Raw genomic sequence first — 19526 nt, 5'->3', positions numbered from 1 at the left:
AGCCACCGTGCACGACCACACCACCTCCACCACCGGAACCACCACCGGCGCCGGCCCGGGCGGCGGCCAGGACGACCACGTCTACCTCAGCCTCGCCGACGCCGCCCCCGGACCCGAGGGCGAGGGCCGCTGGGCGTACGGGACGGGCTTCGCCGACCCGCTGCTCGGCGTGGACACCACGCTGCCCGCCGGTCTGGACGGCGCCGACCTCGCCGCCTACTGCCAGATGCTGGGCGACGACGCCCTGGTCCTCGCACAGCGGCTGATCGAGTGGTGCACCCGGGCGCCCGAGCTGGAGGAGGAGGTCGCGCTCGCCAACCTGGGCCTCGACCTGCTCGGCCAGGCCCGTCTGCTGCTCACCCGGGCCGGGCAGGCGGACGGCACCGGCCGTACCGAGGACGACCTGGCGTACTGGCGCGAGGAGCACGAGTTCCGCAACGTCCGCCTGGTGGAGACGTCGAACGGCGACTTCGCGTACTCGATCGCCCGGCTGTTGCTGTTCGCCACCGCGCGCGGCGCCCTGTACGAGGCGCTGAGCGCGCACCCCGATCCGGTGCTGGCCGCGGTCGCGACCCGGGGTGTCAAGGAGCTCGCCTACCACCGGGAGTACGCGACGGCCTGGACGCTTCGTCTCGGTGACGGCACGCCGTACTCGGCCGAGCGGATGCAGGCCGGGCTGGACGCGGTCTGGCCGCTGCTGGAGGAGCTGTTCACGGCGCACCCGGTGGAGCTGCGGGCGGGTGTCGACCCGGCGACCCTGCGCGAACCGGTGCTGCGCTCGCTCACCGCCGTCCTCGCCGAGGCCGGGCTGACCCTGCCGGACGCGCCGCCGCTGGCCACCGTCCTCGGCCGGGCCGGCCGGGACGGCGTGCACACCGAGGCGCTCGGCCCGCTGCTCGCCGAGCTCCAGGTGCTGGCCCGAGCCCACCCGGGGGCGACATGGTGACCAACGACGTGGTGACCAATGACGTGGCGACCGACGGCATCGTGACCGACGAGGTCGCGACGGGTACGGCGGGCAAGGCGGGCGCGGCGGAACCGACGACCCGCGACGTGGCCTGGGCCGTCGCCGCGGCCGTCCCGGACCCGGAGCTGCCCATGCTCACCCTGGCCGACCTGGGCGTCCTGGCCGGGGTCGAGGTGGACGGCGGCAGCGGTACCGTCACCGCCTGGCTGACCCCGACCTACTCGGGCTGCCCCGCCGTCGCCGAGATGGCCACCGACGTGGACCGCCGGCTGCGCGCGGCCGGCTACCCGGACGTCCGGGTGCGGCTGCGGCTGGACCCGCCGTGGTCCACCGACCTGATCACCGCCGAGGGCCGCCGCAAGCTCGCCGAGGCGGGCATCGCCCCACCGCGCCCGACCGCCGCCGTCGCGGCCGCGGCCGGACCGGTGGCGCTCACGCTGGGCCCGACCCGCTCCGGAGCCCCGATCACGGCCGGGCCGGGCACCGTTCCCCCCGTGCCGTGCCCGCAGTGCGGCGGGACCGACACGGAGGAGCTGTCCCGCTTCGGTTCCACCGCCTGCAAGGCGCTCTGGCGCTGCCGGGCCTGCCGCGAGCCGTTCGAACGCGTCAAGGAGATCTGAATGCCCGCCGCTTCCGCCGCCGCCGGCTCCGCCGTTCCCGCCGCCGCTGTTCCCACGCCCGTCGACACCGGGTCCGTCGACACCGGGTCCGTGGTCTCCGCGTCCGTCGACACCGGGTCCGCGACCGGCATCCGCCCCGCCCGCCGTCCGACCTTCCACCGGTTGCGGATCGACCGGGTCGAGCGGCTCTGCGAGGACGCCGTCGCGGTGACCTTCGCGGTGCCGGACGGGCTGGCGGAGGAGTACGCCTTCCGCCCCGGGCAGACCCTGACCCTGCGCAAGCTGGTGGACGGCGCCGACGAGCGCCGCTCGTACTCGATCTGCGCCCCGGTCGGCGGGCCGCTGCGGATCGCCGTCCGGGAGGTGCCCGGCGGGTTGTTCTCGCGCTGGCTGGTGCGCGAGGCGAAGCCCGGCGAGGAGGTGGAGGTGCTGACGCCGTCCGGTCTGTTCACCCCCGAGCTCGGGGTTCCGGCCGACCACGTGCTGCTCGCGGCGGGCTCCGGCATCACCCCGATGCTGTCGATCGCCGCCTCCGTGCTGGCCGCCGACCTCAGCTCCACCGTCACCCTGCTCTACGGCAACCGGCGCAGCGACACCGTGATGTTCGCGGACGAGCTGGCCGACCTCAAGGACCGCTACCTCGGCCGCTTCCAGCTGGTCCACGTGCTCTCCCGGGAGACCAGGGACGCCGAGCTGCTCAGCGGCCGGCTGGACCCGGAGCGGGTACGCGCGCTGCTGGCGGCGCTGGTGGACGTCGGGAGCGTCGGGCACTGGTGGCTGTGCGGCCCGTTCGGCATGGTCACCGGGGCCAAGGACCTGCTCGCCGAACTGGACGTGCCGGGCGAGCGGGTGCACCAGGAGCTGTTCCACGCCGAGGACGAGCCGCTCCCGGAGCGCGACGAGGACTGGGAACGGACGGACGCCTCGGCCGACGGCGGGTCGGGCCCGCAGAGCGAGGTGACCGTCGTGCTCGACGGCCGCGGCAGCACGCTCTGCCTCCCGCGCGACCGCTCGATCCTGGACGGCGCCCAGCGCTCCCGGCCCGACCTGCCGTTCGCCTGCAAGGGCGGAGTCTGCGGCACCTGCCGCGCCCTGGTCACCGAGGGCGAGGTGGAGATGCGCCGCAACTTCGCCCTGGAGGAGAAGGAGCTGGCCGCCGGGTACGTCCTGACCTGCCAGGCCCGCCCGCTCACCGACCGGGTGACCGTCGACTACGACCGCTGAGCGAGCTCAGACGGCGGCGGGCTCCGCGGTCCGGTCCGCGAGCGCCGGGTCCCCGAGCAGCTTGACCAGGTCGTTGACGGCCGCGCGGCCGGCCCGGTTGGCGCCGACGGTACTGGCGGACGGACCGTAGCCGACCAGGTGGACGCGCGGGTCGGCAGTGGCGCGGGTGCCGGTGAGGGCGATCCCGCCGCCGGGGGAGCGCAGCCCGAGCGGGGCGAGGTGCCCGACCTCGGGCCGGAAGCCGGTGGCCCAGACGATCGCGTCCACCGCCAGCTCCTCGTGGCCCCAGGCGACCCCGTGCTCGGTCAGGCGGTCGAACATCGGGCGGCGGCGCAGCGCGCCCAGCTCCTGGGCACGCCGGAGGGCGACGGACGGGCCGAGCCCGGTTACGCTGACCACGCTGCGCACCGGCAGGCCCTGCCGGACCCGCTCCTCGACCTTGGCGACCACCGCGCGCCCGTACTCCGGGGTGAACGGTCCGTCGTGGTACAGGGGTTCGGCGCGGGTGACCCACACCGTCTCGCCGACGGCGGCGACCTCCGACAGCACCTGCACGGCCGAGGCGCCACCACCGACCACCAGCACGCGCCGGCCCGCGAACTCCTCGGGACCGCGGTACTCGGCGTAGTGCAGCTGGCGGCCCGCGAAGTGACCGGGGTAGTGCGGGAGGAAGGGCCGGGTCCAGGTGCCGGTGGCGTTGATCAGTGCGCGGGTGGACCAGACACCGTGGTCGGTCTCGACCAGCAGCCGGGCGTCCGGTCGTTCGGACTCGGCGCGAACGGCACGCACCGTGACCGGGCGTACGACCGGGAGCGCGTGCCGGACCTCGTACGCTGCGAAGTACTCCGGCACCACCTCGCGCGCGGGGGCCCCGGGGTCCGGCGGCGGGAGTTCGGCGTCGGGGAGGTCGTGGACGCCGTGCACGGTGGCCATCCGCAGGGACGGCGAGCGGTGCGCCCAGGCGCCCCCGGGGACGGCGTTGGCGTCGAGGACGACGAAACCGCCGTCGACGCCCGCCCGGTACGGGGCGAAACCGCGGCGGCCCAGGTGGTAGGCGGCGGAAAGGCCTGCCTGCCCGGCACCCACCACCAGGACGTCCACGCGTTCCGGAACGCTGTTCGTTGCACCGTAAACAGTCACGCCGCTGAAACATCAGGGGGTCGACGGCTGTTCCCGTCGTCCCGCCGGGGCTCCGCCGGCGTCCGTGGAGGAGCGAACGGTGGTCGCGAACGGGAGTGCGCGGGCGGAGGCGCGAAGGCGCGGATGTGGAGGAGCAGGAGCAGGCGCTGAGGAGCGTCAGGAGAGCGGGGAGATGACCGCGGCGGTGCCGTAGGCGCAGACCTCGGTGCCGACGTCGGCCGCCTCCGTGACGTCGAAGCGCATCATCAGGACGGCGTTGCCGCCGCGCGCCTTGGTCTGCTCGACCAGCCGCTGCATGGCCTCGTTGCGGCTCTCGACCAGGGTCTTCGTCAGACCGCGCAGCTCGCCGCCGATCAGCGACTTCAGACCGGCACCGATCTGGCTCCCGAGGTGGCGGCTGCGCACGGTCAGCCCGAAGACCTCGCCGATCACGTGGTCGACCCGGAAGCCGGGGATGTCGTTGGTGGTCACGACCAGGACGTCGGCGTTCGGGCCCTGCCCGCCGCCGTACTCGTTGATGTCAGCCATGGGACGCATCCTGCCAGTTCCTGCGTCCGAGTGACCGAGGCGTGGCCGGGCGGTGGCCGAGAACGCTTCCGGAAGCTGGTCCGGACCGGTGATCGGGGGGCCGAAAGGCCGTACCGTTAGCCCCATGGGCGAGCGAAGCGATCATCCACAGGGGCCGGGCGCGGCGGAGGACTCCGGCGCGCAGGAGATCGAGGCGACGGTGGTGCTGGGCCTGCGGATCACCGACTGGCCGGCCCTGCGCGCGGCCGCGATCAGGGCCGTCGAGGAGCTGGACTTCGACGGCATCGACCCGGCCGGCCAGCGTCGCGAACTGCTGCGCGAGATCGCCGAGGACGCCAACGCGGCGCTCGGCGCGCTGCTGCATCCGGACCGGCTGGTGGCCGCCATCCCCGGGGTCGAGGCGATGGGCGGGACGCTGGAGATCAGCGTCACGGAGGACTTCACACCGGACTTCGCCGACCTGTTCCCGCTGGAGGGCGACGAGGAGGACGGCGGCGCGGGCGCGGACTGGACGCTCACCCCGCGCACCGCCTGCCTGCTCCACGCCCAGCTGATAGGCCTGGCCGACGCCGCGTACGACGACTTCGACGAGCACGGGGACGAGGCGATCGTCGACGGCGAGGACGCGGACTGGACGGTCTTCGCCCGGCTCCCCGAACGCACCTGGCGGATGCACCGGAGCTGGCGCCGCGCGATGGCCCGGGCCTTCGACGACCTCGCCGACGACCTCGCGCTCGGCGAGTGGCCGCTGCCACGCTGCCTGGCCGAGGACGTGGCGCTGCGGATGGCCCTGGTGGACGCCCGGACGCTGCTCGGCGCCCAGCCCGAGTCGGTGGCGGACATGATGGGCGACCTCCCGGCCGACCTGTACGACTACGACTGGGACGGCTGCCACGACGAACTGTTCGGGGTCTACGGGCCGGACGACGGCGATCCGGAGCTGGGGGCGGAGCAGCGCACGGAGGTGCTGCTGGCGGCCACCCACCCGGAGGGCTGGTTCCTGATGTACGAGGACGCCGAGGAGCGGGACCCGCAGCGCGGCTACCGGCGCTGACGGGGCGCTGCGCCGTAGGGCGGGCGTCGGGCACTGGGGCGTCGGGTACCGACGCATCGGACGTCGAGGCGTTGGACGTCGGGCGCAGGGTGTCGGCCGCCGGTTCCGTGGCTGTCGCTCGGGCCGGGCGGGTCCGATGGGTGGGCGGTTAGGCTGCGGGCATGTCCGATGTGCGTGGCATGCGAGGTCCGTCCCCCGACGATCCTCTCGATCTCGACGGTCCCGACGATCCGGGTGGTCCCGAAGGGGGCGAAGGGACGGGCGGCGAGCCGGGCCATGAGCCGGGCGATGAGGACGAACCGGCACTGGCCCGGATCGCGCTCGGGCTGGACGGGGCAAGGGCGGCGCAGCGCGGCCGGACGGCCGAGGCCCGGGCCGGCTTCGAGGCGCTCTGGGAGGCGCTGGGGGAACGGGACGTCTTCCACCGCTGCCTCGTCGCCCACTACCTGGCCGACCTGCAGGACGACCCGCGCGCGGAGCTGGCGTGGGACCGGCGGGCCCTGGCCGCCGCCGACTCGCTGAGCGCCGAGCGTGCCCGGACGTACGAGTCGGCCCTCCAGGTGCGCGCCTTCTACCCCTCGTTGCACCTCAACCTGGCCTCGGACCACCTCAAGCTCGGCGAGCCGGACCTCGCCCGTGAGCAGCTCGAACGCGCCGTGCGCAGTCTGGACGCGCTGCCGGAGGACGCGTACAGCGCGAGCATCCGGACGGCGGTGGACGAGCTGCGGCAGCGGCTGCGGTGAGCGCGGAGGTGGACGCTGCGGCGGTCGGGCCGGGCCGAGTCGTCCGGAGTGGGGCTGGCATCCTGGACGGGTGACTGATCCTTCCGATGCCCCGACCCCCACTGCCCCGACCTCCACTGCTTCGACCCCCACTGCTCCGACTCCGGCTGTGGTTCCTCCGGCTCCGGTCTCCGGGCCCCCGGCCCCTGCGGCCGACCCCGGCGAGGCCCCGGAGCGAGAGGACCGCGAGGACCGCGACGAGCGGCCGCAGTACGTGCTGCCGCTGGTCGTCCGGATGGAGCGGGCCACTCCGCCGGGCCGGACGGACGCGCTGGAGACCTCGGCCCGGGCGGTGCTCACCCTGCTCGCCGACCCCCGGGTGACCGGGGCGGACGGCGAGTGGGCGGAGCGGGTCGCGGCCTGGGAGGACGCCCGGATCCGCAAGGTGGTCCGGCGGGCCCGGGGTGGGGAGTGGCGTCGGGCGGGCGAGCTGCCGGGCCTCACGGTGCACGGCCGGGAGGCCGAGGTGCGGGTGTTCCCGCCGGTCCCGCTGGACGGGTGGCCGAAGGACCTCGCCAAGCTCCAGGTGTCCGGGACGGACCTTGAGGAGACGGTCGAGGTCACGGCGCCCGAGCCGGGGCTGCCGGTGCTGTGGCTCAACCCCGAGCTGGAGATGAGCGCGGGCAAGACGATGGCGCAGACCGGGCACGCCGCTCAGCTCGCGTGGTGGCGGCTGGAGGAGGCGCAGCGCAAGGAGTGGGCCGAGGCCGGCTTCGCGCTCGCGGTCCGAACGGCCTCGCCGCAGGCGTGGGAGGAACTCGTCCGCAGCGGGCTGCCGGTGGTCCAGGACGCGGGCTTCACCGAGATCGCGCCGGGCAGCTGCACGGTGATCGCGGAGCACCCGGCGCTGCGGTGACGGCGGGGGCCGGGCGGCTGCCGGGCGGCTGTCGGGCGACGGGTGGCGGCGACGAACGACGGCGAACAGATGACGGCTAACAGATAACAGCGGACGGATGACAGAGTTTGAAATCTGTTATCCGTCCGCTGTTCCCCGTCGCCCGTCAGCTCGGCTCGTACCGCCGCATCGCCCGCAGCCCGCCGTAGACCGCCAGGGCGGTCCAGAGCGCCATGATCAGCAGCCCGGTCCAGTGGCCGTAGTGGACGCCCGGCTCGGGCTGGGTGCGCATCGCGTACAGGCCGGCCCGGTCGGGCAGGAACTGGCCGAGTTCGCGGACACCGGGAATGGCGGCCAGCCAGGTGGTGCCCAGGAACACCATCGGGGTCAGCAGGCCGAGCGCGGCGCTGAAGTTGCCCAGCATCGCGGTCAGTCCGAGGCAGATCAGCACCATCATCGGGTGGTACAGCACACCGGCCAGGAAGCTGCGGGTCAGGCCCGGGGCGGAGAGGTCCAGGCCGACGGTGGCGCCGACGACCAGGAACGAACCCGCCGTTGAGGCCAGGCCGAGCAGCAGGCCCAGCCCGGTGCCGAGCGCGAGCTTGGCGCCGTACAGCCGGCCGCGCCGGGGGACGGCGGTGAGCGAGGTGCCGATCATGCGGGTGTTGAACTCCTGCCCCATCAGCAGGATCCCGAGGCAGGCCACCGCGACGTGCCCGAAGAGCAGTCCGTAGAAGATCCCCCCGGCCGGGTCCTCGCCGGCCGTGTGGTCCTTCGCCCCGTAGGCGGCGTTGACGGCCGCCGTGACGCCGACCGTCAGCGCCAGGGCGACCAGCGGGGCCGCCCATTGCGACGGCAGGGTGGTGAACTTGACCCGTTCGGCGCGTACCGCGTCGGCCATCGTGCTCATCGTCGCTCCCATGTCCCGTCTCCCATGTCCTTTTCGCCCGTGCTCACTTGGCGCGCCGCATCGCCCGCAGGCCGCCGTACGCCGCCAGGGCGGTCCAGAGCGCCATGATCAGCAGCCCGGTCCAGTGGCCGTAGGCGATCTGCGGGTCGTCGACGTACCGCAGGGCGTACTGGCCGGCCCGGTCGGGCAGGAACTGGACCACCCGGCGTACCCCCGGGACGCCGCCGAGCAGTGGTGAGAGCAGGAAGAGGGTCGGGACCAGCAGTCCCATGGCGGCGGTGAGGTTGCCCAGCATGGCGGTCGTTCCGAGGCAGAGCACCACCACCAGCGTCTGGTAGAGCACCCCGGAGACGGCGGTGCGGACGAAGGCGGGCCCGTCCCAGTCGGCGGGGACGGAGGCCGCGTACCCGGCGAAGGCGCCCGCCGTGCCGACGGCGCCGACCGCCAGGCCGACCAGTGCCCCGAGCGTGAGCTTGGTGCCGTAGAGCCGGCCGCGTCGCGGGACGGCGGTGAGCGAGGTGCCGATCATGCGGGTGTTGAACTCCTGCCCGATCAGCAGGATGCCGAAGCAGGTCAGCGCCGCCTGGCCGAAGTTGAGGCCGTAGAAGACGCCGACACCTGGGTCGTCGGTGATGTTGTGGTCCTTGCCGCCGAGGGCCGCGCCGACGGCGGCGGTGACGCCCGCGGTGAGTACCAGGGCGAGCAGTGGGGTGATCCAGAGCGAGCGGAGCGTGGTGAGCTTGATCCACTCGGCGCGCAGGGCGTTGACGGCAGGGGACCCGGAGGACGTCACGACGGATGTCGCGGCGGACGTCACGGCAAGGGGCGAAGCGTTCACGCGGCGGCCTCCGCACGGTACTCGACGCTGTCGGCCGTCATCCGCATGAACGCTTCCTCCAGGGAGTCCTGTTGCACGGCGATCTCGTACAGCACCACGCCGTCGGCGGCGGCGAGCGCGGCGATCCGCTCGGGTTCGGCGCCGCTCACCTCCCAGGCGCCGCCGTCGACTTCGGTGGCGTCGAGGCCGTGTCCGGGGTCGCGGAGCAGGGCGGCGAGCTTGGTCGGGTCGACGGCGCGGACCCTGATCCGGGTCCGGCCGTGGCGGTCGATGAACTCGGAGGTGGCGGCGTCGGCCAGCAGTCGGCCGAGCCCGATCACCACCAAGTGGTCGGCGGTGAGCGCCATTTCGGTCATCAGGTGGGAGGAGACCAGCACCGCCCGGCCCTCGGTGGCCAGATCGCGGAGCAGGGTGCGGATCCAGCGGATGCCTTCCGGGTCCAGGCCGTTCACGGGCTCGTCCAGCAGCAGCACCGGCGGGTCGCCGAGCAGTGCGGCGGCCACCCCGAGACGCTGGCGCATGCCGAGCGAGAAGCCCCGGATCCGCCGTCCGGCCGCGTCCGCCAGACCGACCTGGCCGAGCACCTCGTCCACCCGGCGGGCCGGCAGCCCGTTGCTCGCGGCGAGCCAACGCAGGTGGCCGTGCGCGGTCCGGCCGCCGTGCAGTGCCTGGGCGTCCAGCAGCGCTCCGACCGTCCTCAGCGGGTCGGGCAGTTCGACGTAGGGGCGGCCGTCGACCAGGGCGTGCCCGGCGGTCGGCCGGTCGAGGCCGAGGACCAGGCGCATGGTGGTGCTCTTGCCGGCGCCGTTCGGGCCGAGGAAGCCGGTCACCACGCCGGGTCGCACCTCGAAGGTCAGGTCGTCGACGACGCGCCGGCCGTCGTACTCCTTGGTCAGGCCCTGGATCTCGATCACGGCCCGCTCCCCTCGTCTCGTCGTCTTGGCGGTCTCCGCCGGTGCTCGCTGTGGTCGGCCCCGGGCGGTGGCTCCATTCGACCGGAGCGGGCCGGTGCGGCGGATCCCGCCGGGGCGGGGAGCCGCCTCCCTCCCGGGAGGGAGATCGCGGGCGACCGGCGCGGGAGCCGGGAGCCGGGGGCGGACTGGCAGGATGGCCCAATGTCCAAGATCGCAGTGCTGAAGAGCGCGGTGCCCGTGACCGCGGCGCCGCTGAGCGCGGTGTCCGGGCTCTTCGCGCCGCTGGTGGCCGGCGCCACGTACGCACGGATGCTGCACCTGCTGGTGGGGTGGTTCTTCGCGGGCATCGTGCTGATGGTCTATCCGGGGACGTACCACAAGGGCCTCGGCGAGATCCTGATGGCGGGCGTCTCGGTGGACGTCGTGCTGCTCGCGCTGGCCGCGCTCATACCGGCCGCGCGCCGGGCCGAGGGAGTGCAGGCGCGGCTGCTGCTGGTGCCCTACCGCGAGGAGGACATCGCCGCCGAGCCCTCCCGCACCTGGGCCGACCGGCGGCGGACGGCGGGCTGGCTGATCGGGCGGGTCGCGCTGGGTTCGGCGGTCGGGTTCCCGCTGGTCTTCGGGATCACCGGGGCCTTCGACCGGCTGACCGGCCCGGACGCTCTCTGGTACCTCCCGCTCGTACCGTTGGCAGTCCTCGGCTTCGGCTGGTTCCTGGTGTGCGCCGGCCGCCTCCAACTCGCCATGGCCATACGGCTGCTGGGCCCCTCCCCGGCCGAGCGGCTGGCCGAGGCGGAGCTGCGGGCCGAACGGCTCCTGGAACGCAACCGCTTGGCCCGCGAGCTGCACGACTCGATCGGCCACGCCCTGACGGTGACCGTCCTTCAGGCGGGCGCGGCGCGCGAGGTCGGGGACCGGGACTTCGTCGCCAAGGCGCTCGAAGTCATCGAGGAGACCGGCCGGCAGGCCATGGAGGACCTCGAACGCACCCTCGTGCTGCTGCGCGAGACCCCGGCCGGGGCGAACGGCGTGGCCACCGAACAGCCCGGGATCGACCAGCTGCCCACGCTGTTCGACACCGCCAGGGCGGCCGGCAGCCCGGTGGAGGCGCGGGTCGACGTGAAGCCCGGCACCCTGCCAGGGGTGCTCTCCCGCGAGTCGTACCGGATCGTCCAGGAGGGCGTCACCAACGCGCTCAAGTACGCACCGGGCGAGCCGATCGACATCCGGATCGCCGTGCGGGACGGCCGGTTGGAGCTGCGCTGCGCCAACCGGCTGCCCGGCGCCGGACGTTCAGCGAACGGAGCGGCGCGGCCTCCGGCGGGCGGGGCGGGCAGGGGTGCAACGCGCAAGGGCGGAAAGGGACTGCGCGGAATCCGCGAACGCGCCACGCTGCTCGGCGGGGAGGCGGAGACGGGGCCTTCGGCGGCGGGCACGGCGGCAGGGGCGGGAACGGCGGCGGTGGGCACGGCAGCGGCGGGAACGGTGACAGGGACGGGGGCGACCGGGTCGATCGAGGAGGGGAGCGGGGAGTGGGTGCTTGCCGTGCGCCTGCCCCTACGCTTGGGCTCGTGACGAACGATCTTGCGATGGCACGTCCGGCCGGAGGAGCCGCCGGGATGACGGACATCCTGCTCGCCGACGACGAGGAACTGGTCCGGGCCGGTCTGCGGGCCGTCCTGGAGGCGCAGGGGGACCTGCGGGTGGTCGGCGAGGCGTCCGACGGCGCGGAAGCGGTCGCCCTGGCCCGCGCGTTGCGTCCGCACGTCGTGCTGATGGACGTCCGGATGCCGGTGCTGGACGGCCTGGCCGCCACCCGCGAGCTGCTGCGCCCCGGCGCACCGGGTGAGCGCCCGCCGCGGATCCTGGTCGTGACCACCTTCGAGAACGACGACTACGTCTACCAGGCGCTTCGCGCGGGCGCGGACGGCTTCCTGCTCAAGCGCACCCGCCCGGCCGAGATCGCCCAGGCGGTACGGCTGGTGGCGGCGGGCGAGTCGCTGCTGTTCCCGGCCGCGATCCGCCGCCTGGCGGCCGGGCACGGCAACCCGACCGCCCGTGCGGCGATGGAGCGGGCGGCGCTGACCGAGCGCGAGACGGAGGTGCTGCGACTGGTCGCGCGCGGCCTCAGCAACGGGGAGATCGCCGAGCGGCTGTTCCTCGGCGTGCAGACCGTGAAGACGCACGTCAGCAGCGTGCTGGCGAAGCTGGGCGCGCGGGACCGCACCCAGGCGGTGATCGCGGCGTACGAGTCGGGGTTCGTCGAGCCGGCGGAGTGATCGCGTCGGGGTGAGACCGCGCCGGAGTGACTGCGTCGGGGTGGCCGCGCCGGGGGGATCGCGCCGGGGGCGCCGGGGTGAGACCGCCGTGGGGCGTCAGGCCGGGTAGGCGTGCGTCTGGGTGGCCTTGACCGAGGCCCAGACCGCGGTGCCGGGCGTCAGCTCCAGCTCGGCGACGGCGGTCGGGGTGAGGTCGGCGGCCATCGGCAGGTCGCCGGCGAGCTCGGCGCGGACCCGGTCGCCGTGCAGTTCCAGCCCGGTGACCTCGGCCTTCCACAGGTTGCGCGCGCTGGTCTGCGGGCGCTCCCGGTACAGCGTCACGGCGGAGGGCGGGAAGGCGACGAAGGCCGGGCCGTCCAGCTCCTCGGCGGTGGCCAGGACCGCCCCGTCCGGGAGCGTGACCCGGGTGCCCTCGGCCCGGCCCTGGTACAGGTTCAGCCCGACCAGCCGGGCGATGTAGTCGGTGCGCGGGTGCCGGGCGACCTCTGCCGGGCTGCCGGACTGCACCTGCCGGCCGTCCTCGATCACCACCAGCCGGTCGGCCAGCACCATGGCGTCCAGCGGGTCGTGCGTCACCAGCACCGCCACCGCCTCGAACTCGGCCAGATGGCGCCGCAGTTGGGACCGTACGTCGAGCCTGGTGCGGGCGTCCAGGGCGGCCAGCGGCTCGTCCAGCAGGAGCAGCCGGGGGCGCACGGCGAGAGCGCGGGCGAGCGCCACCCGCTGGGCCTGGCCGCCCGAGAGCCGGCCGGGACGGGCCGAGGCGTGGTCGGCCAGGCCCATCCGCTCCAGCCAGCCGGCCGCCTCCGCGCGCGCCTCGCGCTTGGGGCGGCCCTGGCAGCGCGGGCCGAACGCGACGTTGTCGAGCGCGCTGAGGTGCGGGAACAGCAGGTAGTCCTGGAACACCACCCCGACCGGACGCTCCTCGGCCGGGGTGTGCACACGCTGCGCCGGGTCCTCCAGGAGGCGGCCGTCCAGGCGCAGATGGCCGCCGGTGAGCGGGAGCAGTCCGGCGAGGGCGCGCAGGGCGGTGGACTTGCCGGCGCCGTTGGGGCCGAGCAGCGCGACCACCTCGCCGCGGGCGGCGGTGAGCGCGAGGTCGAGGGAGAACGCGGTGCGCTCGACCCGCAGGCGGGCGTCCAGGGCGGGGCCGGGGCGGCTGTCGGTGTTCATCGGGATGGCGTCCAGGTGTCCAGAGTGCCCGGGAGGTCGAGCGGGTCCATCGGGTCCCTCGGGTCCATTGCGTCCGCTGGGTCTGCCGGGTCCGCTGGGTCCGCAGGAGTGTCGCAGGAGGTGTGCGGGGAAGCGTCCGCAACGGTGTCCGAGGCCGTGCGCGCGGGCCGGGTCACGGAGTCGAAAGCCAGCGGTCGCGCAGGCCGACCAGGACGGCGACGGAGACCACCAGCAGCACCAGCGACAGCGCGATCGCCGCCTGCGGGTCGGACTCCATGGCCAGGTAGACGGCCAGCGGCATGGTCTGGGTGCGGCCCGGGAAGTTGCCCGCGAAGGTGATCGTCGCGCCGAACTCGCCGAGCGCCCGGGCCCAGGCCAGGACGGCACCGGCGGCGATCCCCGGGGCGATCAGTGGCAGGGTGACCCGCCGGAACGCGGTCAGCCGGGAGGCACCCAGGGTCGCGGCCGCCTCCTCGTAGCGGGGGTCGGCGGCCCGCAGCGCGCCCTCGACGCTGATCACCAGGAACGGCATCGCCACGAACGCCTCGGCGATCACGACCCCGGTGGTGGTGAACGGCAGCGTGATGCCGAAGGCCGAGTCCAGCCAGGAGCCGACGATGCCGCGCCGCCCGAGCACCAGCAGCAGCGCCACACCGCCGACCACCGGCGGCAGCACCAGTGGCAGGGTGACCAGCGCCCGGATGATCCGGCGGCCCGGCAGCTCGGTGCGGGCGAGCAGCCAGGCCAGCGGGACGCCGAGGACCAGCGACACCGCGGTGGCCGCGGTCGCGCTGATCAGCGACAGGCGCAGCGCGTCCCAGACGGCGGGGCTGGTGAGCTGCTCGGACAGGCCGCTCCAGGGGGCCCGGATCAGCAGACCGACCAGCGGCAGGATCAGGAAGGCCAGTCCGAGCAGCGCCGGGAGCAGCAGGGTGACCGGGACGCGGTGCGTGCGTGGCCGGCGGCTTCGCGGGCGCCGCCGCGGCAGGGCCTGCGCGGGTCCGGCCTGTGCGGGTCCGGCCTGTGCGGGTCCTGCCTGTGCGGACTCCGCCGGGTCGCCGTCGGCGGTACGGGCCGGGTGGTCCTGCTTCGGGTGGTCCTGGTCCGGGCGGTTCGGCCCGGAGCCGGTGGTGCGGTCGCTCACGGCGCCTGGAAGCCCGCCGCGGTCAGCACCTGCTTGGCCTCGGGCGACTGGACGTACGCGACGAAGGCGGCGGCGCCGTCCTTGTTCGGGGCCTTGGCGAGGGCGGCGATCGGGTAGTCGTTCACGGCCTTGGCGGCCTCGGGGAAGTCCACGCCGTCGATCTTCGCAGCATCGGCCTGGACATCGGTCCGGTACACCAGGGACGCGTCGACCTCGCCGAGTTCGACCTTGGTGAGCGCGCCCTTGACGTCCTGCTCCAGGGTGACCGGGGTGAGGTCGAGGCCGGCAGCCTTGAGCGCGGTCTGGGCGGCGGCGCCGCACGGCACCTCCTTTGCGCACAGGGCGACCTTCACGCCGGAGGCGGTGAGGTCCTTGAGGCCCGCGATGTGCTTGGGATTGCCCTTGGGGACGGCGATGGTGAGCGTGTTCTTGACGAAGGCCGTCGGCTGTCCGCTCGCGCCGCCCGCGTCCGTGACGGTCTTCATGGTGGCCGGGCTGGCGGCGGCGAACACGTCGGCCGGGGCGCCGGAGTTGATGCTGGTGGCGAGGCTGGAGCTGCCGCCGAAGTTGAAGGTGACCTTGGCGCCCGGGTTGGCGGCCTCGAACTTCTTGCCGAGCTCGGTGAAGGTCTCCTTGAGCGACGCGGCGGCGAAGACGGTGACGGTGCCGGAGGCCTTCGGGACGCCGCTGCCGGCGGCGGAGGCGTCCGGGGAGGTGGCCGAGGAGGCCGTGGAACCGGAGGACTTGCCGCCGTCGCTGCCGCAGGCGGTGACCCCGAGGGTGAGCGCGAGGGCCGCGGCGGCGGCGACGGCGAGCCTGCGGGTGGTGGGCGTGCGGGTGCTCATCGGTGGTTCCCCTCCAGGGTGCGCGCCGGAAGGGGCGCGAGGGACTGGCCGCAGCTGCGGCCATTACGGCGATCATAGTGCCGCATATGCGAGCGATAAATCCCCTGTCGGTTTGCACAGGCGGGAGCCGGCGCGGGCCTCCGGACTGCTGTGGGATGGCTCAAACAGGTCCGGGGGCCACATGGCGAGGGCACTTGACGGGGTGAGTCGCGCGGGTGTGAGGCGGGTCGTGCGGGTGGGGCGGGTCGCGCGGGTCATGTCGGCGGGGCCGGAAGGGGCGCGCGGAAATTGCGTCGCGCCGTAGGTGGTCGAACGGACAGAGTGGTGGCCGTCCGTACACGCGGCCGGGTTGGTCGCAAGCACCGCCGCGGCCGAACCAAGGGGAGGAGTCCTTCCATGTCCACGCTGCGCGTCACCGCGGAGAAGCTGACCGTCCTGGAGCACCCGAACGCCGATGCCCTGGAGCTGGCGCAGGTCGGCCTCTACCGGGCGGTGGTCGCCAAGGGCATGTACCGGACCGGGGACCACGCCGTATACATCCCCGAACAGTCCGTCCTGCCCGATGAGTTGATCGATGAGCTCGGCCTGACCGGCAAGCTGGCCGGCGCCCGGGCGAACCGGGTGAAGGCGGTACGGCTGCGCGGCGAGCTGTCCCAGGGCATCGTCTGCCGGCCCGCCGCGCTCGCCGGCACCGACCTGGCCGCCGCGGCCGAGCGCGGCGAGGACTTCGCCGAACTGCTCGGGGTCGTCAAGTGGCAGCCGCCGGTGCCCACGTCGATGAGCGGCGACGTGGTCAGCGCGCCCGACCTGCTGCCCTGGGTGGACATCGAGAACCTCAAGCGCTACCCCGACGCCTTCGAGCCGGGCGAGCCTGTGGTGCTGACCGAGAAGCTGCACGGCAGCTGCTGCCTGGTCACGTACGTCGCCGCCACCGGCGAGGTGCAGGTGTCGTCCAAGGGCATCGGCGCGCAGGGGCTGGCGCTGGTCGAGGACGAGCGAAACCTCTACTGGCGGGCGGTGCGCGCCTACGGCATCCCGGCGGCCGCCGCCCGGCTGGCGGAGCGCCTCGGGGCCGAGCGGGTCGGCGTCTTCGGCGAGGTCTTCGGCGAGGGCGTGCAGGACCTGGGCTACGGCTCCTCGGCGCGCACCGAGCGGCCCGGCTACGCCGCCTTCGACGTCTCGGCCGTGGTGGACGGGCAGCTGAACTGGTTCTCGGCGGCCGAACTTCTGGACGGCGAGCTTCCGTTGGTGCCGGAGCTGTGGCGCGGGCCGTTCGACCCGGAGACCGTCCTGGGGTTCGCCCGGGGCAAGGAGAGCGTCTCCGGGCGTGAACTGCACCTGCGCGAGGGCGTGGTGGTGCGGCCGGTCACCGAGCGCTGGAGCCCGGTGCTCGGCGGGCGGGCGATCGCCAAGGTGGTCAGCGACGCTTACCTGACCCGCAAGGGGGGCACCGAATACGAGTGAGACGGGTCCGGATCCGGCCGGGCAGGTCGGCCCGTCGGTGGGTCCGGACACGGCTCCTTTCGGTGCTGACCGCCCGTCGGAAGCGGCGGCGGGCACACCCCTGTACAGAAGGAGTGCCGATGACCATCGAACTCGTCCCCGTTCGGGCCCCCGGGCTCGCGCCCGCCCCCACCTCCGCGATACCCGTCCCGGCGGGGAACCGCCTGGTCGGCTCGCTGTTCGACCTCACCCGCCGCCCGCTGCGCAGCTACCTCGCGGCCCGCCGCGACCACGGCGACGTGGTGCGCTTCCAGGCCGGGCCGCCCGGGCTGCGCGCCGACTTCTACGGGGTGTTCTCGCCGGAGGGCGTCCGGCAGGTGCTGGCCGTCGAAGCGGCCAACTTCCGCAAGGAGGACCCCTTCTACGACGAGTTGCGGACCAGTGTCGGCAACGGGCTGCTGACCAGCCAGGACGCCGAGTACCAGCGCCAACGCCGCATGGTGCAGCCGCTGTTCACCCGGCGCCGGGTGGACGGCTACGCGGACGCGCTCGCGCAGGAGGCGCAGTCGCTCGCCGAGCGCTGGCGGGCGGTGCCCGGCGGGGTGGTGGACGCGGCGGAGGAGACGTCCCGGTTCGCCCTGCGGGCGGTCGCGCGGATCCTCTTCGGCGCCGACGTGGAGGAGGCGATAGCGGTGGTGCACCGCAGCTTCCCGGTGCTCGGCGAGTACGTGAAGGAGCGCGGCTACGCCCCGGTCCGCCTCCCACGCACCTGGCCGACCCCGGCCAACCGGCGCGGTGCCGAGGCCCAGCGGGCGCTGTACGGGGTCTGCGACCGGATCATCGCCGAACGGGCCGCGCGGGGCGGCGGCGACGAGGACGCGGACGACCTGCTCACCCTGCTCGGACGGGCCCGCGACGAGGACGGCGGGCGGCTGGACCCGGCCGAACTCCGCGACCAGGTCCTGGTGTTCCTGCTCGCCGGGCACGAGACCACGGCCACCGCGCTGGCCTTCGCGCTGCACCTGCTGGCGATGCACCCCGAGCAGCGGCGGCTCGCCCGGGAGGAGGCGCGGACCGTCCTGGCGGGGCGGGCGCCGACGGCGGCGGACCTGGAGGCGCTGCCCTACATCACCCGGGTGCTGAAGGAGGCGATGCGGCTCTACCCGTCGGCGGCCCTGGGCGGGCGGCGGGCGGTCGCGGAGACCGTCATCGACGGGTACGTGATCCCTGCCGGGGCGCAGGTCGTGGTCGCGCCGCTGGTCACCCACCGGCACCCGGACCACTGGGTGGACCCGGAGCGCTTCGACCCGGACCGCTTCCTCCCGGAGGCGGAACGGGCCCGGCACCGCTATGCCTGGTTCCCGTTCGGGGGCGGACCGCGGGCCTGCATCGGGCAGCACTTCTCGATGCTGGAGGCGGTGCTGGCGTTGGGGGTGCTCCTGCGGGACTTCGAGGTGGAGGCGGTGGACCGGCGGGTGGCGCTCGCCCAGGGGATCACGCTGCGGGCGGCGAGCCCGATGCGGATCCGGGTGACGGCGAGCCGCTGACGGCCGGCGGCTGACAGCGTGCGGCCGACAGCCGACAGCCGACAGCCGACAGAGTTCAGCGGACAGATGACAGATTTCAAACTCTGTCATCTGTCCGCTGTCGTTTGTGCGCAGCCCCCGCACGCCGTCCGCCGCTCTGGCCGTCCTCTGGGTACACGACAGGGCCATCGGAACACATCACCCGCTTCCTGCGGGCAGCTTTTCAGATCTTTGTCTGACCGATTCCGGCTGCTCGGTAGCGTCCCACGCACCCCAGGCCGGAAGCGCACATGCGGTTGGCATATGCCATTCGTGTGCAGTCCGCCCGGCCCGGGGCGCCCGGGCGCACCGCGTACCGCCCCCGGGCCCGACCGGTCGACCGGAGGTCCCATGGGCACTCTCAACCATCTCAGCCTCGGCTGGCTGACCCCCGCCCTCTCGTACCTGATGGCCTGCACCGGCGCCGCCCTCGGCCTGCGCTGCACGCTGCGGGGACTGGCCGCGAGCGGTCCGGCCCGGCGGAACTGGCTGATCACGGCCGCCGCCGCGATCGGCTCCGGCATCTGGACCATGCACTTCGTCGCCATGTTCGGCTTCACCGTCGACGGCACCGAGCTGCGCTACAACGTGCCGCTGACCGTCCTCAGCCTCGTGGTCGCGGTGCTGGTCACCGGCCTCGGCCTGACCGTGGTCTGCTACGGCCGGCACCGCGGCCTCTCCCTGCTCTCCGGCGGCGTCACCACCGGTCTCGGCGTCGCCGCGATGCACTACCTGGGCATGGCCGCCCTGCGGATGCACGGGGGCCTGCACTACGACGCCGGGACGGTCGCGCTGTCCGTGCTGATCGCGGTCGGCGCCGCGACCGCCGCGCTCTGGGCCGCCGTCACCATCCGCAACGTGTACACGGCCGCGGCCGCCGCGATGGCCATGGGCCTCGCTGTCAGCTGCATGCACTACACCGGCATGGCCGCCGTCCACGTCCGGCTGGAGCCGACCCGGACCGTTCTCGGCGGGGTCAGCCCGATGGAGTTCGTCTTCCCGCTCGCCGTCGGCCTCGGCTCGTTCCTCTTCCTCGCCTCGGCCTTCGTGGCACTCTCACCGACCGCCCAGGAGCGGGCCGGCTACCGGGAGGCGGGCGAACCGGCCGTGGAGGAGTCCCCCGCCGCGCCCCCGCACCCCGAGCGCGCGTGGCACGAGCCCACCCCGGCAGCGGACGGGCGGCGCGACGCCGAGCGGCACGACCGCGCAGCCTGAGCCGCGCCCGCTCCCCGCCCGTTCCCCGCCCGCTCGCTCCCGGTCCGGCC

19 protein-coding genes are annotated in these 19526 nt (G+C 74.3%); 11 read left to right on the top strand and 8 right to left on the bottom strand.

Features of this window, described 5'->3' with window-relative positions; translation table 11 throughout:
* The first annotated feature begins 7 nt into the window (after positions 1-7).
* Genes paaC through paaE form a run of 3 tightly spaced genes read left to right on the top strand, consistent with a single transcriptional unit; the run spans position 8 to position 2811 of the window.
* Positions 8-946, top strand: coding sequence for a 1,2-phenylacetyl-CoA epoxidase subunit PaaC (paaC, locus tag ACWGKU_RS07395; protein WP_380537955.1), 939 nt, complete (start codon positions 8-10; stop codon positions 944-946).
* A complete protein-coding gene (gene paaD / locus ACWGKU_RS07390; RefSeq protein ID WP_452177939.1) occupies positions 940-1587 on the top strand; it encodes a 1,2-phenylacetyl-CoA epoxidase subunit PaaD in 648 nt (215 codons plus the stop codon). The genes paaC and paaD overlap by 7 nt, the downstream gene beginning before the upstream one ends.
* A complete protein-coding gene (paaE, locus tag ACWGKU_RS07385; RefSeq protein ID WP_452177938.1) occupies positions 1588-2811 on the top strand; it encodes a 1,2-phenylacetyl-CoA epoxidase subunit PaaE in 1224 nt (407 codons plus the stop codon).
* Positions 2812-2817: 6 nt separating this feature from the next.
* Here paaE and ACWGKU_RS07380 read toward each other — a convergent pair whose 3' ends face one another.
* Both ACWGKU_RS07380 and ACWGKU_RS07375 read right to left on the bottom strand, forming a co-directional pair.
* The gene (locus ACWGKU_RS07380) at positions 2818-3951 is read right to left on the bottom strand and encodes an NAD(P)-binding domain-containing protein (RefSeq protein WP_452177937.1); all 1134 of its coding nucleotides are present in this window, start codon (positions 3949-3951) and stop codon (positions 2818-2820) included.
* A 156-nt stretch (positions 3952-4107) separates the two neighbouring features.
* On the bottom strand, positions 4108-4479 hold the full coding sequence (locus ACWGKU_RS07375; protein ID WP_359900518.1) for a YbjQ family protein: 372 nt from the start codon (positions 4477-4479) through the stop codon (positions 4108-4110).
* A gap of 124 nt (positions 4480-4603) precedes the next feature.
* On the opposite strand from ACWGKU_RS07375, the gene ACWGKU_RS07370 reads away from it, so the two are divergent.
* From ACWGKU_RS07370 to ACWGKU_RS07360, 3 genes are all read left to right on the top strand, one after another.
* The gene (locus ACWGKU_RS07370) at positions 4604-5533 is read left to right on the top strand and encodes a hypothetical protein (protein WP_452177936.1); all 930 of its coding nucleotides are present in this window, start codon (positions 4604-4606) and stop codon (positions 5531-5533) included.
* A gap of 161 nt (positions 5534-5694) precedes the next feature.
* Positions 5695-6276, top strand: coding sequence for a hypothetical protein (locus ACWGKU_RS07365; RefSeq protein WP_401047489.1), 582 nt, complete (start codon positions 5695-5697; stop codon positions 6274-6276).
* Positions 6277-6424: 148 nt separating this feature from the next.
* The gene (locus tag ACWGKU_RS07360; protein WP_452177935.1) at positions 6425-7171 is read left to right on the top strand and encodes a peptidyl-tRNA hydrolase; all 747 of its coding nucleotides are present in this window, start codon (positions 6425-6427) and stop codon (positions 7169-7171) included.
* A gap of 145 nt (positions 7172-7316) precedes the next feature.
* On the opposite strand, the gene ACWGKU_RS07355 is transcribed toward ACWGKU_RS07360, so the two are convergent.
* Genes ACWGKU_RS07355 through ACWGKU_RS07345 form a run of 3 tightly spaced genes read right to left on the bottom strand, consistent with a single transcriptional unit; the run spans position 7317 to position 9812 of the window.
* Positions 7317-8060, bottom strand: coding sequence for a hypothetical protein (locus tag ACWGKU_RS07355; protein WP_401047629.1), 744 nt, complete (start codon positions 8058-8060; stop codon positions 7317-7319).
* A 43-nt stretch (positions 8061-8103) separates the two neighbouring features.
* Positions 8104-8898 (bottom strand): ABC transporter permease, encoded by a 795-nt coding sequence (locus ACWGKU_RS07350; RefSeq protein ID WP_452191378.1) that lies wholly within the window; start codon positions 8896-8898, stop codon positions 8104-8106.
* Positions 8895-9812 carry an ATP-binding cassette domain-containing protein gene (locus ACWGKU_RS07345; RefSeq protein WP_452177933.1) on the bottom strand — a complete coding sequence of 306 codons (918 nt, stop codon included), beginning with the start codon at positions 9810-9812 and terminating at the stop codon, positions 8895-8897. Before ACWGKU_RS07345 ends, ACWGKU_RS07350 begins: the two co-directional genes overlap by 4 nt.
* A gap of 201 nt (positions 9813-10013) precedes the next feature.
* Here ACWGKU_RS07345 and ACWGKU_RS07340 point away from each other — a divergent pair, with 201 nt between their 5' ends.
* Entirely contained in the window at positions 10014-11387 is a 1374-nt protein-coding gene (locus tag ACWGKU_RS07340; protein ID WP_452177932.1) for a sensor histidine kinase, read from the top strand.
* A 44-nt stretch (positions 11388-11431) separates the two neighbouring features.
* Positions 11432-12091 (top strand): response regulator, encoded by a 660-nt coding sequence (locus ACWGKU_RS07335; RefSeq protein ID WP_452177956.1) that lies wholly within the window; start codon positions 11432-11434, stop codon positions 12089-12091.
* 96 nt (positions 12092-12187) lie between these two features.
* Here ACWGKU_RS07335 and ACWGKU_RS07330 read toward each other — a convergent pair whose 3' ends face one another.
* The 3 genes from ACWGKU_RS07330 to modA all read right to left on the bottom strand — a co-directional run bounded on the left by ACWGKU_RS07330 (position 12188) and on the right by modA (position 15253).
* Positions 12188-13264 carry an ABC transporter ATP-binding protein gene (locus tag ACWGKU_RS07330; RefSeq protein WP_452177931.1) on the bottom strand — a complete coding sequence of 359 codons (1077 nt, stop codon included), beginning with the start codon at positions 13262-13264 and terminating at the stop codon, positions 12188-12190.
* A 172-nt stretch (positions 13265-13436) separates the two neighbouring features.
* Entirely contained in the window at positions 13437-14252 is an 816-nt protein-coding gene (locus tag ACWGKU_RS07325) for an ABC transporter permease (RefSeq protein ID WP_380349367.1), read from the bottom strand.
* A 152-nt stretch (positions 14253-14404) separates the two neighbouring features.
* Positions 14405-15253, bottom strand: coding sequence for a molybdate ABC transporter substrate-binding protein (modA, locus tag ACWGKU_RS07320; RefSeq protein ID WP_401047615.1), 849 nt, complete (start codon positions 15251-15253; stop codon positions 14405-14407).
* Positions 15254-15649: 396 nt separating this feature from the next.
* Between modA and ACWGKU_RS07315 the strand changes: the two genes are divergently transcribed.
* The 3 genes from ACWGKU_RS07315 to ACWGKU_RS07305 all read left to right on the top strand — a co-directional run bounded on the left by ACWGKU_RS07315 (position 15650) and on the right by ACWGKU_RS07305 (position 19476).
* On the top strand, positions 15650-16717 hold the full coding sequence (locus ACWGKU_RS07315) for an RNA ligase (ATP) (RefSeq protein WP_452177930.1): 1068 nt from the start codon (positions 15650-15652) through the stop codon (positions 16715-16717).
* A gap of 119 nt (positions 16718-16836) precedes the next feature.
* Positions 16837-18243: a cytochrome P450 gene (locus ACWGKU_RS07310; protein WP_359898621.1), complete on the top strand. Its 1407-nt coding sequence runs from the start codon at positions 16837-16839 to the stop codon at positions 18241-18243.
* Between the two features lie 369 nt (positions 18244-18612).
* Positions 18613-19476, top strand: a complete 864-nt coding sequence (locus ACWGKU_RS07305; RefSeq protein WP_401055078.1) for an MHYT domain-containing protein — start codon at positions 18613-18615, stop codon at positions 19474-19476.
* Positions 19477-19526: the final 50 nt, after the last annotated feature.

It is taken from the genome of Kitasatospora sp. NPDC054768, assembly GCF_053612025.1.
Note: the sequence above shows the minus strand (reverse complement) of the source record. Positions and strands in the feature narration are given on the sequence as shown.